The sequence below is a fragment of the Micromonospora sp. NPDC051296 genome, assembly GCF_040682255.1.
Taxonomy (GTDB): Bacteria; Actinomycetota; Actinomycetes; order Mycobacteriales; family Micromonosporaceae; genus Micromonospora; species Micromonospora craterilacus.
The window spans coordinates 17,853-32,147 of the sequence record NZ_JBFBAO010000026.1 but is presented as its reverse complement, the minus strand read 5'-3'; the positions used below and the strand labels follow the sequence as shown (position 1 = coordinate 32,147).

General features: G+C 72.2%; 11 protein-coding genes, 1 tRNA gene and 1 pseudogene. 9 read left to right on the top strand and 4 right to left on the bottom strand.

Annotated features, from left to right (window positions below):
- Together AB0M52_RS05125 and AB0M52_RS05120 are read left to right on the top strand one after the other, a co-directional pair.
- Nucleotides 1-368: pseudogene (locus AB0M52_RS05125) on the top strand (transcriptional regulator); the annotation flags it as partial.
- A gap of 45 nt (nucleotides 369-413) precedes the next feature.
- Nucleotides 414-1,823 carry a class II fumarate hydratase gene (locus AB0M52_RS05120; RefSeq protein ID WP_363949078.1) on the top strand — a complete coding sequence of 470 codons (1,410 nt, stop codon included), beginning with the start codon at nucleotides 414-416 and terminating at the stop codon, nucleotides 1,821-1,823.
- Nucleotides 1,824-2,375: 552 nt separating this feature from the next.
- Here the strand turns inward: AB0M52_RS05120 and AB0M52_RS05115 are convergent.
- Nucleotides 2,376-2,921, bottom strand: a complete 546-nt coding sequence (locus AB0M52_RS05115; protein ID WP_363949075.1) for a CGNR zinc finger domain-containing protein — start codon at nucleotides 2,919-2,921, stop codon at nucleotides 2,376-2,378.
- Between the two features lie 84 nt (nucleotides 2,922-3,005).
- Here AB0M52_RS05115 and AB0M52_RS05110 point away from each other — a divergent pair, with 84 nt between their 5' ends.
- Together AB0M52_RS05110 and AB0M52_RS05105 are read left to right on the top strand one after the other, a co-directional pair.
- Nucleotides 3,006-3,965, top strand: coding sequence for an EamA family transporter (locus AB0M52_RS05110; RefSeq protein WP_363949072.1), 960 nt, complete (start codon nucleotides 3,006-3,008; stop codon nucleotides 3,963-3,965).
- A gap of 142 nt (nucleotides 3,966-4,107) precedes the next feature.
- Nucleotides 4,108-5,784, top strand: a complete 1,677-nt coding sequence (locus AB0M52_RS05105) for a S8 family serine peptidase (protein ID WP_363949069.1) — start codon at nucleotides 4,108-4,110, stop codon at nucleotides 5,782-5,784.
- A gap of 83 nt (nucleotides 5,785-5,867) precedes the next feature.
- Here AB0M52_RS05105 and AB0M52_RS05100 read toward each other — a convergent pair whose 3' ends face one another.
- Both AB0M52_RS05100 and AB0M52_RS05095 read right to left on the bottom strand, forming a co-directional pair.
- Nucleotides 5,868-6,731 (bottom strand): hypothetical protein, encoded by an 864-nt coding sequence (locus AB0M52_RS05100; RefSeq protein ID WP_363949066.1) that lies wholly within the window; start codon nucleotides 6,729-6,731, stop codon nucleotides 5,868-5,870.
- Between the two features lie 124 nt (nucleotides 6,732-6,855).
- Entirely contained in the window at nucleotides 6,856-7,536 is a 681-nt protein-coding gene (locus AB0M52_RS05095) for a helix-turn-helix domain-containing protein (protein ID WP_363949063.1), read from the bottom strand.
- Nucleotides 7,537-7,599: 63 nt separating this feature from the next.
- Here AB0M52_RS05095 and cysS point away from each other — a divergent pair, with 63 nt between their 5' ends.
- Together cysS and rlmB are read left to right on the top strand one after the other, a co-directional pair.
- Nucleotides 7,600-9,015, top strand: a complete 1,416-nt coding sequence (gene cysS / locus AB0M52_RS05090) for a cysteine--tRNA ligase (RefSeq protein ID WP_363949060.1) — start codon at nucleotides 7,600-7,602, stop codon at nucleotides 9,013-9,015.
- On the top strand, nucleotides 9,015-10,136 hold the full coding sequence (gene rlmB, locus AB0M52_RS05085; RefSeq protein WP_363949057.1) for a 23S rRNA (guanosine(2251)-2'-O)-methyltransferase RlmB: 1,122 nt from the start codon (nucleotides 9,015-9,017) through the stop codon (nucleotides 10,134-10,136). Before cysS ends, rlmB begins: the two co-directional genes overlap by 1 nt.
- 91 nt (nucleotides 10,137-10,227) lie before the next feature.
- On the opposite strand, the gene ugpC is transcribed toward rlmB, so the two are convergent.
- A complete protein-coding gene (gene ugpC / locus AB0M52_RS05080; RefSeq protein WP_363949054.1) occupies nucleotides 10,228-11,319 on the bottom strand; it encodes a sn-glycerol-3-phosphate ABC transporter ATP-binding protein UgpC in 1,092 nt (363 codons plus the stop codon).
- 319 nt (nucleotides 11,320-11,638) lie between these two features.
- On the opposite strand from ugpC, the gene AB0M52_RS05075 reads away from it, so the two are divergent.
- The 3 genes from AB0M52_RS05075 to AB0M52_RS05065 all read left to right on the top strand — a co-directional run bounded on the left by AB0M52_RS05075 (nucleotide 11,639) and on the right by AB0M52_RS05065 (nucleotide 14,278).
- Nucleotides 11,639-11,715 (top strand) — tRNA-Thr (locus tag AB0M52_RS05075).
- 110 nt (nucleotides 11,716-11,825) lie between these two features.
- Complete coding sequence (locus AB0M52_RS05070) at nucleotides 11,826-12,707, top strand: hypothetical protein (protein WP_363949051.1); 882 nt, start codon at nucleotides 11,826-11,828, stop codon at nucleotides 12,705-12,707.
- Nucleotides 12,704-14,278, top strand: a complete 1,575-nt coding sequence (locus tag AB0M52_RS05065; protein WP_363949049.1) for a hypothetical protein — start codon at nucleotides 12,704-12,706, stop codon at nucleotides 14,276-14,278. Before AB0M52_RS05070 ends, AB0M52_RS05065 begins: the two co-directional genes overlap by 4 nt.
- The last annotated feature ends 17 nt before the right edge of the window (nucleotides 14,279-14,295 follow it).

Below are 14,295 nucleotides of genomic sequence, written 5' to 3'. Positions count from 1 at the left end.
GCGTGATGGAGCGCGAGGCCGGTCGGCCGGACGAGGCGGCGGCCCTGCACCGGGAGGCGTTGATCGCGATCAGCGACGCCGGTGACCTGGTCGGCCAGTGCGCGTCCCGCAATCTGCTGGCCCACGCCATCCTCGACCAGGGGGACGTGCGCAGCGCCCAGGATCTGTTCGGCCGGGTGCTGCTCGACGCCACGCGGATCAACCACCGCTACGAGCAGGCCCGCGCGCTGGACGGCATCGCCCACTGCCTGCGCGACACCGACCCGACCGCCGCCAGGTCGCACTGGGTACGGGCGCTGTCGCTGCTGCGCCAGATCGAGTCGCCCGACGCAGCCGAGGTCGAGCGTTCGCTGGCCGAGCTGGCCTGAACCGGCTCAGGCGATCATCTGCAGCCGGCCGCGGAGCGGGGCAGGATGGTACGCGTGACGACTGCAGAGACGACGGGTTACCGGATCGAACGCGACTCGATGGGCGAGGTGGAGGTGCCTGCCGAGGCGCTGTGGCGGGCACAGACGCAGCGGGCGGTGCAGAACTTCCCGATCTCGGGCCGGGGCATCGAGCCCGCGCAGATCCGGGCCCTGGCCCAGATCAAGGGCGCGGCGGCCGAGGTCAACGGAGACCTGGGCGTCATCGATCCGAACGTGGCCGCGGCGATCGCCGCCGCCGCCGCGCACGTGGCCGACGGCGGTTATGACGACCAGTTTCCGGTCGACGTGTTCCAGACCGGCTCCGGCACGTCGTCCAACATGAACACCAACGAGGTGATCGCCACTCTGGCCGGTCGGGAGCTGGGCCGGGACGTGCACCCCAACGACGACGTCAACGCCTCGCAGTCCAGCAACGACGTCTTCCCGTCCTCGATCCACCTGGCCGCCACCGAGGCCGTCGCGCGGGATCTGCTCCCGGCGCTGGCCCAGCTGGCCGGCGCGCTGGAGGCGAAGGCCGGGGAGTTCGACACCGTGGTCAAGGCCGGGCGTACGCACCTGATGGACGCCACCCCGGTGACTCTCGGGCAGGAGTTCGGCGGGTACGCCGCCCAGGTCCGGTACGGCATCGACCGGCTGGAGGCGGTGCTGCCCCGGCTGGCCGAGCTGCCGCTCGGCGGGACGGCGGTGGGCACCGGGATCAACACTCCGTTCGGCTTCGCCGCCCGGGTGATCGAGAAGTTGCGCGACTCGACCGGGCTGCCGCTGACCGAGGCGCGCAACCACTTCGAGGCGCAGGGCGCGCGGGATGCGCTGGTGGAAGCCTCGGGTCAGCTGCGTACCGTCGCGGTCGGGCTCTACAAGATCGCCAACGACATCCGCTGGATGGGTTCGGGCCCCCGGGCCGGCCTGCGCGAGCTGCGGATCCCCGACCTCCAGCCGGGATCCTCGATCATGCCGGGCAAGGTCAACCCGGTGGTCTGCGAAGCCGTCCGGCAGGTGTGCGCGCAGGTGATCGGGAACGACGCGACGGTGGCCTTCGCCGGCTCGCAGGGCGACTTCGAGCTCAACGTGATGCTGCCGGTGATGGCGCGCAACGTCCTGGAGTCGATCCGCCTGCTCGCCGCGTCGAGCCGCCTGCTCGCCGACCGCTGCGTGGCCGGGCTGGTCGCGGACGCCGAGGTCTGCCTGTCGTACGCCGAGGGCTCGCCCTCGATCGTCACCCCGCTCAACCGTTACGTCGGCTACGACGAGGCCGCGTCGATCGCCAAGGAGGCGCTGGCCAAGCAGATCTCCATCAAGGAGGTGGTGATCGCCCGCGGCCACGTCGACTCCGGCAAGCTCAGTGAGACCCAGCTGGAGGAGGCGCTCGACCTGCTCCGGATGACCCACCCCTGAACGGCGCGTCGGCTCCGGCTCACCGCTCCGGCGGTGGCCCCCAGAGCGGGTTGTTGCGTCTGTCCCCGCAATGCCCGGGGCATGATCACGCTCGACCCTGGGCCGAATGCTTCGTCTCCCCGCCCCGATCCGCTCCCGCCCGCCCAACTCCCTGCCCGACCCGTGATCGTGCGTGACCGTAACCCTGTGTGTCGGCAGCTGAGCCACCACCCTCACCTCCGCGCATCCTTTGCTCTGCTTCAATCTGCGCACCAGTTGCTGAACAGCGACAACGTCTCAGACCATGACCATCTATGCGGCCGCGATAGGCACAAGCAGTGACCGTTGCGTTGGTTGAAGCAGAGCAAAGGATCGACGGGGTGAAGGCCGTTGGCGGGCAGACCAACACCATCAGTGACGGTCGAGGGCTTCCCGGCAGAGGTGCGCTCTTGGCGAAACGCATAGGGGTACCACCCGCGCGGCGCGGGCTTGGTCCCGCTCGGTCCACGATCGCGCGGGACCTGCGCCCCTTCTCATCGCGTGGTCGGGTGAGGCGGCGCCTCCGGTGGCAGGTTACGGGCGGGCGGCGGCCTTGCGGGCGCGGTAGGCGCTGACCGCGGCCCGGTTGCCGCAGCCGGCGTCGCAGAACCGGCGGGAGCGGTTCTTCGACAGGTCGACCAGCACGTTGTCGCAGTCCGGGTGGTCGCAGGTGCGCAGCCGGCGCAGTTCGCCATTACGTACCACGTCCGCGATCGCCATCGCCGCTTCGACCGCCATCCTGGTGGCCAGCGGGGCGTCCCGAGGGACGGCGTGCAGGTGGTACGGCTCGTCGTCGTGCGTGATGAGCTGGGGCAGGGCGCGATGCTCGCGGAGCAGCCCGTTGACGATCGAGACGATCTCGTCGACGTCGGCGTACCAGATCCGGCGTAGCCGGGGGCGTAGCGCGCGTACCGCACGCAGTTCGGTCTCGGTGTGTTCGTGCCGCCCGCTGTACGAGTGGGCGATGTAGAAGGCGTCCAGGGCGGCTACGTCGGGCAGCCCTTCGCCGTCCCGGCCGTCGGTGTTCACCAGCGCGGCGGCGGCGATCAGCGAACATTCAGTGTCATGGGCGAAAAGCAACTTGACTCCTGTCGTGACCCCGCTCTAGCGTCATCGGCATAGTCCTAGTTTGCCCATGGCGGGCAATCGTGCCAAGGAGAGTCGATGCGCCAACCCTCCGCCGCCGGTGCCGGTCTCGCTCTGGCCCTGCTCTCCGCGGTCACCTTCGCCACCTCGGGTACCTTCGCCCGTTCGCTGATCAACGACGGCTGGTCGGCCGAGGCGGTCGTCATCGCCCGGGTCGGCATCGCGGCACTGGTGCTGACGCTGCCTGCGGTGCTCGTCCTGCGGGGCCGGTGGCCGGTGCTGCGCCGCAACCTCGCCTCGATCGGCGTCTTCGGGCTGCTCGGGGTCGCGCTCGCCCAGGTGTGCTTTTTCAACGCCGTGCGCTACCTGCCGGTCGGAGTCGCGCTGCTGCTGGAGTACCTCGGCATCATCCTCGTCGTCGGATGGACCTGGCTGGTCCAGGGGCAGCGCCCCCGCCGGCTGACCGTGGCCGGCTCGGCGGCGGCCCTCGCCGGGTTGGTCTTCGTGCTCGACCTGACCGGCGCCGGCCGGCTCGACCCGGTCGGGGTGCTCTGGGGGCTGGGCGCGGCGGTCGGGTTGGCCGGCTACTTCGTGCTCGCCGGCCGGGTCGACTCCGCATTGCCGTCGGTGGTCATGGCCAGCGGTGGGATGGCCGTCGGTGCCGTCGCGCTGCTGCTGCTCGGTCTGGTCGGCGCGTTGCCGCTGCGGGCCAGCTTCGGCACGGTGCAGTTCGCCGGGCAGCAGACCAGCTGGCTGGTGCCGATCGCCGGCCTCGCGCTGGTGGCGGCGGTGGTCGCGTACCTCGCCGGGATCGCCGCGGCTCGCATCCTTGGTGCCCGGATGGCGTCCTTCGTCGGGCTGACCGAGGTGATGTTCGCGGTGCTGATCGCCTGGCTGGTGCTGAACGAGCTGCCGACGGTCGTGCAGCTGCTCGGCGGGGCGCTGATCGTCGCCGGGGTGGCGCTGGTCCGCCTCGACGAGCTGCGTGCCCTCGCCGAACCGGTGCAGCCGAAGGCGGCGGAGCCGGCCCTCACCTGACACGCTGGGCGGCATGCCTCGCCGTCCTGGTGGACCTTTCCGGCGAAGAGGACCTTCCTCCGCGTATCCGGCGTCGGCCTGGCGAAACGTCATGCGTTGATGTCTGATGACGCCACGTCCCTCAACGAGAGGATTCGATGTGGTGAGCAAGCGCTTCACCGTCGGTGTCGTCGCGACCGCGGCGGCACTGGCACTCGCGGTGACGGGTATGGGCGTGCCGGCCAGCGCCGAGCCGGCGACCGTCCGGACCTTCACCGTGGTCGCGGAGGACGGCTTCTCTGCCGACGCGGCCCTCGCCGCGATCCGGTCGGCCGGCGGGACCGTGGTGTCCCGGACCGACGAGGTCGGCGTGTACCAGGTGACCAGCGACCGGGCCGACTTCGCGACCAAGGCGACCGCCGCCGCGGCGCTGATCGGTGCCGCCGAGCAGAAGGCGATCGGCCGCAAGCCCAAGCTGGATCGGGTGGAGCAGGAACACCTGCTGGCCGTGGCCGCCGCCAAGGGCAGCGGCAAGCAGCGGGGCAAGAAGCTGGACCCGCTCGACGACAAGCTCTGGGGCCTGGAGATGATCCGGGCCGACAAGGCCCGCAAGATCGAGCCGGGTGACCGTCGGGTGACCGTCGGCGTGCTGGACACCGGTGTCGACGCGAGCCACCCCGACATCGCTCCGAACTTCAACTGGGCCCTGTCGCGCAACTTCGCGCCCGACATCCCCGAGATCGACGGGCCATGCGAGGTGGCGAGCTGCCTGGACCCGGTCGGCACCGACGACGGCGGGCACGGTACGCACGTCGCCGGCACCATCGGAGCCGCCGCCAACGGCTTCGGCCTCTCCGGCGTCGCCCCGAAGGTCTCGCTGGTCAACCTCAAGGGTGGCCAGGACTCCGGCTACTTCTTCCTCAACCCGGTGGTCAGCGCCCTGCTGCACGCCGGCAAGTCGGGCCTGGATGTGGTCAACATGTCCTTCTACGTCGACCCGTGGCTGTACAACTGCACGGCGAACCCGGCTGACTCACCCGAGGCGCAGGCGGCGCAGCGGGCCACCATCCGGGCCATGAAGCGAGCGCTGACCTTCGCCCACAACCGCGGCGTCACGCTGGTCGGTGCGCTCGGCAACAACCACGAGGACCTGGGCGATCCGCGTACCGACATCTCCAGCCCGAACTACGGGGACGTAGCGCCGTACCCACGGGAGATCGACAACAACAGCTGCTGGGACCTGCCCACCGAGGGGCCGCACGTCATCAGCGTCTCCTCCGTCGGCCCGTCCGGCAAGAAGGCCGACTACTCCAACTACGGCACCGAGCAGACCGCGGTCGCCGCGCCGGGCGGCTGGTTCCGCGACGGCTTCGGCACCGACACGTTCCGCACCGACGCCAACATGATCCTCTCCACGTATCCGAAGAAGGTCCTCCAGGAGGAGGGCGCGGTGGACGAGGACGGCAACATCGTGCCGGGCGCCGAGACCTTCGTCTTCAAGGAGTGCAAGGCCAACGGAGAGTGCGGCTACTTCACGTACCTCCAGGGCACCTCGATGGCGGCTCCGCACGCCTCCGGCGTGGCCGCGCTCATCGTGAGCCGGTACGGCAAGCCGCAGGGCCGGGGCGGCTTCGGTCTCGCGCCCGACCTGGTGGAGAAGCACCTGCTCCGGACGGCCGCCGAGCGGGCCTGCCCCGAGCCGCGGCTGCAGACCTACACCAACGAGGGGCGGCCGGCCGAATTCGACGCCTACTGCGCCGGCTCGGTCGACTTCAACGGTTTCTACGGGCACGGCATCATCGACGCGTACGCGGCGGTCACCGCCCCGCTGCGGCGGTGACCACGCACAACATCCGCCCGTGAAGGGCGAACAGACGGCCCGATCGGGAGTTACCCGGTCGGGCCGTCCCCCGTTCTGCCCCGTCACCGGCGTCGACCACCGTCGAAGAGCGCGGTGCGGATTTCGCGGACGACCGTCGGGAAATCCTGGTGCAGGCGGCGACTGCTCACGTGCAGCACCCGCCAGCCCGCGCCGGCCAGCGGGTAGAGCCGCTGGCCGTCGAACTCCACCGCGACGTGGTGCTCCGGCCAGGCGAGGCCGGGATGCAGCACCGGGCCGCCAGGCAGGCGCACCGGGTGATGCGTGACCGGGCGGGGCAGCCCGGCCAGCACCAGCCGAACCCGCAGCTGTGACTCGGTGGGTGACTGGGCGGCCGGGTCGGCCAGGTCGAACACCCAGCGCGCCCGGCGCCCGCCGGGACGGTCGTCGTTCGCGGCGGCCACCTCGGCCAGCGCGGCCCGGGTCGTCAGCCCCCGACCGAGCAGCGCGTCGACGATGCAGACCGAGCGGACCGGCTCCAGCCACACGGCGCTCTCCCAGGCCGCACGGGCGGCGTCGGTGTGCGGCGGGGTGCCCTTGACCGTCAACCGGGCCAGCGACTCCGGGGCCACCGTGTGCACCTGTAGGCCGCGCTGGCTGCGCAGCCCGGCCGGGGCCGGCACCAGGACGTGGACGGCCTGGTCGAAGTCGGCGGCGTGCTCGACGCCGTGCAGGTAGGCCGCCGACGGGCCGGCGACGGCCGCCCCGGCCGGCAGTTGCAGGGCCGCCGCGCGGCAGGCCAGGGCGTGGTCCCGGTCGAGCCGGGCGTCGGCGTAGATGTCGTGCCGCAGCCGCACCCAGGCGGAACTGCGGAGCTGATAAGGGGTGAGCAGGCCCTGGCGTACGGCGTCCGAACCGCGAAAGACCTGCCACGCCAAGGCGTCCGGTAGATGTGGGTGAGCTGCCATGACAGCAGCCTGCGGCCCGCGCCGCCACCCCGGCGACCCCTGTGGACAACCATGGCCCACCCGGCCACGTCCGCCTGTGGACAACGCCCGACGCTGGCGCGAACTGTGGTAGGCGACGCCCGGCTCAGCGCAGCGCGTCGGCGATGGCGGTGGCGGCGGCGAGCACCTGCGCACTGACCGCCTCGGCGTCCAGCGGCGCCAGGGCGACCACCCCGACGCTCGCCTCCAGACCGGGCACCCCGAGCACCGGGGCGGCCACGCCGTACGCCCCCGGTTGCAGTTCGCCGGCGGTGCTCACCGGGCCGGCGGCGCCGGACCGGCCGGCGAGAATGGCCTGCCCGGCCGCGCCGCGCTCCAGCGGGTGTCGGGCCCCGGTCCGGTAAGCCACGTGGAACGACGTCCAGCTCGGCTCGACCACCGCCAGCGCGACCCCCTCACCCCCCTCCACCACGGTCAAGTGGGCGGTCGCCCCGGCCTGCTCGGCGAGCCGGCGCAGCGCGGGCAGGGCTCCCTCGGCGAGCAGCGGCTGGGCCCGCCGCGCCAGGTGCAGCACCCCGGCACCGAGGCGTAGCCGGCCGGCAGCGTCGCGGCGTAGCATGCCGTGCCCGGCCAGCGGCCCGACCAGCCGGTAGACCGCGGCCCGACCGATGCCCAACCGGTTCGCCGCCTCGGTGACGGTCAGCCCGCCGGGCGCGTCGGCGACCAGGTGCAGCAGTCGCAGGCCCCGGTCCAAGGTCTGCGCCGTCTCGCCACCGGGCACGACAGGCCGCGGCGGGTCGGTGCCGGGTGCTGCTGGGGAATTCACGAACAGCAGCGTACGACCCGGCTCCGGCGGACCGGGAAAACGACGGACGGCTACCCTTGTACGGTGACGCTACGCCTGTATGACACCGCCACCCGATCGGTGCGGGACTTCGTTCCGCGGGAAGCCGGCAAGGTGGGGGTCTACCTGTGTGGTCTCACCCTCCAGGCACCGCCGCACATCGGTCATCTCCGGTCCGGAGTCAACTACGACGTGTTGCGTCGCTGGTTGCTGGCCGCCGGCTACCAGGTCACCTTCATCCGCAACCTGACCGACATCGACGACAAGATCCTCGTCAAGGCGCAGGAGCAGGAGCGGCCGTTCTGGTCGATCGCGTACGCCAACGAGCTGAAGCTCGCCGGGGCGTACCGGGCGTTGAACGTGCTGCCGCCGACCTACGAGCCGCGGGCCACCGGGCACATTCCGGAGATGCACGAACTGATCGCGCAGTTGATCGACCGCGGGCACGCGTACCCGGCCGCCGACGGCTCCGGCGACGTGTACTTCGACGTGCGGTCGTGGCCGGCGTACGGGGCGCTGTCCAACCAGTCGCCGGAGGACATGCAGTCCGCCGACTGCGCCCCGGAGCGCGGCAAGCGCGACCCGCGTGACTTCGCGCTCTGGAAGGGCGCCAAACCGGACGAGCCGGCGGACGCCTACTGGCCGTCGCCGTGGGGCCGGGGCCGTCCCGGCTGGCACATCGAGTGCTCGGCGATGTGCCGGCGCTACCTGGGCGCGGAGTTCGACATCCACGGCGGCGGGCTCGACCTGATCTTTCCGCACCACGAGAACGAACTGGCCCAGTCCCAGTCCGCCGACCTGTCCTTCGCCCGCTACTGGGTGCACCACGGCCTGCTCGGCATCGGCGGGACCAAGATGGGCAAGTCGCTGGGCAACACCCTCGACCTGGACTACGTCGCCGCGCTCGGGGTGCGCCCGGTCGAGCTGCGCTACTACTACGTCGCCGCGCACTACCGTTCGCGGATCGACTACTCCGAGGAGGCGCTGCGCGAGGCGGCCGTCGCGTACCGGCGGATCGAGGGTTTCGTGCAACGGGCCGTCGAGCGGGTCGGCACCGGCCAGCTCGGCGAGCTGCCGGCCGCGTTCGCTGCGGCGATGGACGACGACCTGAACACCTCGGTCGCGCTGGCCGTGCTGCACGAGGTGCTGCGCGAGGGCAACAACGCGCTGGCCGGCGGGGATGATGTGACCGTCCGCACGACGCTCGGCAGCGTACGCGTGATGCTGGATATCCTCGGCACTGACCCCCTCGACCCGGCGTGGACCGGTGGAGCCCGGGCGAGTGACCTCCGTGGCGTGGTGGACTCCCTGGTCGCCCTGGCCCTGGAACAGCGCGCGCAGGCCCGGGTCCGCAAGGACTGGGCCGCCGCCGACGCGCTGCGGGACCAGCTCAAGCGGGCCGGCGTGGTGGTCGAGGACACCCCCCAGGGCCCGCGTTGGACTATTGGAGAGCATGACTGATGGCCGGCAATTCGCAACGCCGTGGCCGACGGGTGACGTCGAAGGCAAGCGCCCCGAAGGGGTCCGGCGGCAAGAACCGGGATGCCCTCGCCGGGCGCGGGCGTACCCTGCCGGCCGACGAGCGGCCCTGGCACAAGGCGTACTCGGGCACCGAGAAGCTGCCCCAGCGCACCGCCTGGAAGCAGGAGAAGGAGCGTCGCACGGCGGCCGAGGAGGGGCGGAGCCCGAAGATCGGCAAGCCGGGCACCAAGGACACCACCTGGGGCAAGGGTGGCGGCCGGGGCACGGCCACCCCGAAGCCCGCCCGGGGCAAGGAGCCCGCCGGCCGCGGCGGACCCCGGGTCGCCCCGGGGCGCAGGTCCAACCCCGCGAAGGACGCGCCGGAACTGCTGGTCGGCCGTAACCCGGTGCTGGAGGCGCTGCGCGCCCACGTGCCGGCGACCGCGCTCTACACCGCGCAGGGCATCGACATGGACGACCGGGTGAAGGAGATCGTCCGTACCGCGGCCGACCGGGGCATCGCCAACCTGGAGATCAGCCGGGCCGAGCTGGACCGGATGACCGGGGGCGTGCTGCACCAGGGGGTCGGCCTCCAGGTGCCGCCGTTCGCGTACGAGCCGTTCGAGGACCTGGTCGCCGCCGCGCTGGAGCAGTCGGCCCCGCTGTTGGTGGCGCTGGACGGCGTCACCGACCCGCGCAACCTCGGCGCGGTGATCCGTTCGGCCGCGGCGTTCGGCGCGCAGGGCGTCTTCGTACCGGAGCGGCGGGCGGCCGGGATCACCGCGACCGCCTGGCGGACCAGCGCGGGTGCGGCGGCCCGGGTGCCGGTTGCCCAGGTCACCAACCTGACCCGGTCGCTGAAGGCGTGCCGGGACGCCGGCTTCGTGGTGGTCGGCCTGGACGCCGACGGCGAGACGGACCTGTACGACCTGGAGGCCGCGGTCGGCCCGCTGGTCGTCGTGGTCGGCTCGGAGGGTCGGGGGTTGTCCCGGCTGGTCGGGCAGACCTGCGACCTGACCGTCAGCATCCCGATGATCTCCGAGGTGGAGTCGCTCAACGCCAGCGTGGCCGCGGCGGTCACCCTCGCCGAGGTGGCGCGCCGCCGGGCCGTCGAGGGCTGAGGCCCACCGAAAACCCCAGCCAGTACGCCGAAGGGGCGGCCCGCCTACCAGCGGGCCGCCCCTTTCGCGCTTGCGCAGATTGCCTGCCAGGTCAGATGCGCTTCCCGGTGGTGGCGTGGAAGACGTGGCTCTGGCCGGTACGCGGCTTCACGAAGATCGTGTCACCCATGTTCGGCATGTGCCGCCGGTCGGTACGCACGACGAACCGCTCGGAGGCACCGTCCAGCGCGGCGTGGCCGTAGACGTTGGCGTCCGAGCCGAGGTCCTCGACCAGCTCGACCACGACCGGCATGCCGCCCTCGGTCGGGCTGACGATGTCGCAGTCCTCCGGACGGAAGCCGACGGTCACCTTGCCGTCGCCACCCTCAGCGCGGGCCGCCTCGGCCTGCTCCCGGGTCAGCGGGATGTGCAGCTCGGCGAACTCCGCGCCCTGCTCGGTGAGCTGGACGGTCTTGATGTTCATGGCGGGCGAGCCGATGAAGCCGGCGACGAAGACGTTGGCCGGGGTGTCGTAGAGCGCCCGCGGGGTGTCCACCTGCTGGAGCACACCGTCGAGCATGACCGCCACCCGGTGACCCATGGTCATGGCCTCGACCTGGTCGTGGGTCACGTAGACGGTGGTGATGCCGAGCTTGGCCTGAAGCGAGGCGATCTGGGTACGGGTCTGCACCCGGAGCTTGGCGTCGAGGTTCGACAGCGGCTCGTCCATCAGGAAGACCTGGGGCTCCCGGACGATGGCCCGGCCCATCGCGACCCGCTGGCGCTGACCGCCGGAGAGCGCCTTGGGCTTGCGGCTGAGGAACTCCTCCAGCTGGAGCAGCGCCGCCGCCTCCTTGACCCGCCGGTCGATCTCGGACTTCGAGGTCTTGCGCAGCTTGAGCGCGAACGCCATGTTCTCGTACACCGTCATGTGCGGGTAGAGGGCGTAGTTCTGGAAGACCATCGCGATGTCGCGGGCCTTCGGCGGCAGGTGGGTGACGTCCCGGTCGTCGATGTAGATCGCGCCGTCGTCGACGTCCTCAAGGCCGGCGAGCATGCGCAGGCTGGTGGACTTGCCGCAACCGGAGGGGCCGACCAGGACGAGGAACTCGCCGTCGCCGATCTCGAGCTCGAGCTGGTTGACCGCGGGGCGTTCGGTGCCCGGGTAGATCCGGGACGCCTTCGCGTAGGTGACCGTAGCCATGGGGGAACGCTTCCTTTCACCGGCAGGAACGTGCCGGACGATCCGAGTGAAGGAGCGACCGGCACGGATGCCCGTGTCGGCGCCACGGCCGGCAGGGGTGAACCCCGTGTCGTCCGTGTCACTGCACGGTAAACGGCTTTCGCCACGATGCCAAGGTTCGGGACGATAGGTAGGACCGAGAGCATTCGCATTCCGGTCAGTCAGGCACGGTCGGACACGAATCGACGCTCGCACGTCGGGATGTTGACGTTTCCCGTGCTCGGGACCCCTGCCGAGCGGGAAAAGCGGACGTCGGTCGCTATGCTGACCACGACACAGCGCCCCTGTAGCTCAGCTGGCCAGAGCACCCGCCTTGTAAGCGGGATGTCGCCGGTTCGATCCCGGCCGGGGGCTCCATCCGTAGCGCGCACGGCACACCGGGCGGACACCTCGGTGTGGCCGGGTGTTCAGGTGGGCTCGTTACGCTCCGCCTCCACCCGTCGTCACGACCAGGGACGCCCGTCGCCGTGCACCACGCCAACCACTACTACGGGCACTCCCACGTGCTGGCCCGCTACTGCGGGCTCGACGACCGGGAGCCGCCCCGCATCCACGGCTACCTTCAGCACGGCTGGAACATCGGGGACGGGATGGCCCCCGACCACGAGTTCGTGCCGGGCGTGCCGCTGTTCCTCTGGTCCGAGCGGACGCGACGGCGGGCCTGGTCGCTCGGGCGCCGGCAGACGTACGTGGTCGGCTCGCCGTGGGCGTACCTGCTGGCGATGGAGCCGGACGGCCCGCAGCGGCGGGAGGGGACCATCTATTACCCCTTCCACGGCTGGGAGGGGCAGCGGGTGGTGGGCGACCATGGCCGGCTGATCGACGAGATCCGGGCCGTGGAGCCGGGCCCGGTGACGGTCTGCCTCTACTGGCAGGAGTACCGGTCGCAGCGGGTCCGGCAACACTACGAGCAGGCCGGCTTCCGGGTCGTCTGTCACGGCTACCGGGGTGGCCGGTGGACCGACCTCGACCCGGCGTTCCTCCACCGGCAGTTGGCCGAGTTGCGCCAGCACCGACGGGTCGCCTCGAATCGGCTGTGCAGCGCGATCTTCTACGGCATCCTGGCCGGCTGCGAACCGGCCGTCTACGGCGATCCGATGCAGTTGGCCGGGGAGGCCCCGATCTGGGGCGGCCAGCCGCGGATCCGCCGGCAGTGGGCGCAACTGCACGGCCCGCAGGTCGACCCGGACGCTGCCCGCGCGCTGGCCGTGGCCGAGCTGGGCGCCGACCGTCTGCTCCCGCCGGTCGAGCTGCGCCGGCTGTTCCGCTGGCCCGACCCCGGTGCGGCCGTACCCGACGAGAAGGTCACCGACGGATCCGGTACGGAGCGAAGCGGAGTGCTGACATGAGCGTCCACCTGGTCGGCGGCGAGATGCTCGCCTGGTCGGATCTCGACGGCGCGCACCGCCCCGGCCCGGTACGCGGACCGGCCCTGACCGCGCTGCTGTCCGCCGGGTCCGGCCGCACGCTGGTGGTCGGCCCGCACGACTCGGACCTGATCGACGCGGTGCCTGCGACGGAGCTGACCGTGCTGGTGCGGGGTCTGCCGGACGCCGAAACGCTGGCCGCGCGGTACGCCGAGCGGCCGGGCGTCCAGGTGTGCTGTGGCAGCCCGGAGAAGCTCGCCGCGATGCGGCCGTACGACACCGTGGTCGCCCTGGACGGGCTGGCCCGGCTCAGTTCCGTCGAGGGTCCGGAGCTGACCTGGGGGGAAGCGTTCGACCTGCTCGTGTCGGTGCTGCGGCCGGGCGGCCGGCTGCTGCTCGGAGTCGAGAACTTCCTCGGCCTGCACCGGCTGCTGGCGTTGCCGCCGGACAGCACAGACTCCGACTGGGCAACCCTCGGCGAGTACGACGACACCCGCCCGGCAGGGCTGGCCCGCGTGCGCGACCGGTTGGTGGCGGCCGGGCTGCGGATCGCCGACACCTGGGCGGCCTTTCCGTCGCCGCTCGCGCCGACCGCCCTGCTGGGCCCGGACCTGCTGGCCGACGGCGACGTCACCGGCTTCCTCCAGGCCGCGCTGGGCGGCACCGTGCCCGACTCGCAGGTACTGGCCGATCCGGCCCGGCTGGTCGATCCGGCCCGGCTGGTCGATCCGGCCCGGCTGGTCGATCCGGCCCGGCTGGTCGATCCGGCCCGGCTGGCCGATCCGGCCTGGCTGGCCGGGGCGGCCATTCGGAACGGGGCCGCGGCGGAGTTGGCGCCGGGCTGGTTCCTGCTGGCCGAACGCGGCCCGACGACCGAAGCCTCGCCGGTTGGCCTGCCGGCGGCGGTGCTGGTCGGGGACGGCCGGCTCCGGCAGGTCCACCGTGACCCGGCCGGCGGGTGGCGGTTCGCCGACGGCGGCGCGGTTCCGCCGGGGCGTACCGTCGAGGAGTTGGTCGTGGCCGCGACGCTGCGGCGGGACCTGCCCGCGGTGCGTGCGCTGCTCGCCGCGTGGCAGGCCGGCGCGGACGCCGGCGTCCCGGCGGACCAGGTGGTGGTCACGCCCGCCGGCACCTGGCACGGGTTGGCGGACCCGGCCGAGCCGGCGGCGGCGCTGCGCCGGCTGGCGTCCCGGCTGGTCGACGCCGGGCTGGCCCACCTATGGCCGGCACCGACCGACGAGCTGGCGGCGACCCTGGCCACCATGGCCGGACGCGAGCCGGACGCGCTCGCCGGTGACGCCGAGGTTTCCGGGCGTCCGGGCTGGCGGGAACTGCTGCTGGACCGGGACCGGCTGGCCCGCGAACTGGCCGAGGCCCACGCCCTGCACCAGTGGTACGACCAGACGCTCACCGACCGCGACGACGAGCTGAAGCGACTGCGCCGGATCGTGTCCCTGCTCAGCGGTACGCCGACCGCACGCGCCGGCCGCCTCCTGCTCGCCACCGCCCGCTCCGCCCGCTCCGCCGTACGCCGTCTCCGCCCCCAAGACTGACCCCACGCCTCGCCGAT

Coding starts and splice junctions, on each gene's coding strand:
- AB0M52_RS05120 (WP_363949078.1), top strand. CDS start 414: ATGGTACGCGTGACGACTGCAGAGACGACGGGTTACCGGATCGAACGC.
- AB0M52_RS05110 (WP_363949072.1), top strand. CDS start 3,006: ATGCGCCAACCCTCCGCCGCCGGTGCCGGTCTCGCTCTGGCCCTGCTC.
- AB0M52_RS05100 (WP_363949066.1), bottom strand. CDS start 6,731: ATGGCAGCTCACCCACATCTACCGGACGCCTTGGCGTGGCAGGTCTTT.
- rlmB (WP_363949057.1), top strand. CDS start 9,015: ATGGCCGGCAATTCGCAACGCCGTGGCCGACGGGTGACGTCGAAGGCA.
- ugpC (WP_363949054.1), bottom strand. CDS start 11,319: ATGGCTACGGTCACCTACGCGAAGGCGTCCCGGATCTACCCGGGCACC.
- AB0M52_RS05065 (WP_363949049.1), top strand. CDS start 12,704: ATGAGCGTCCACCTGGTCGGCGGCGAGATGCTCGCCTGGTCGGATCTC.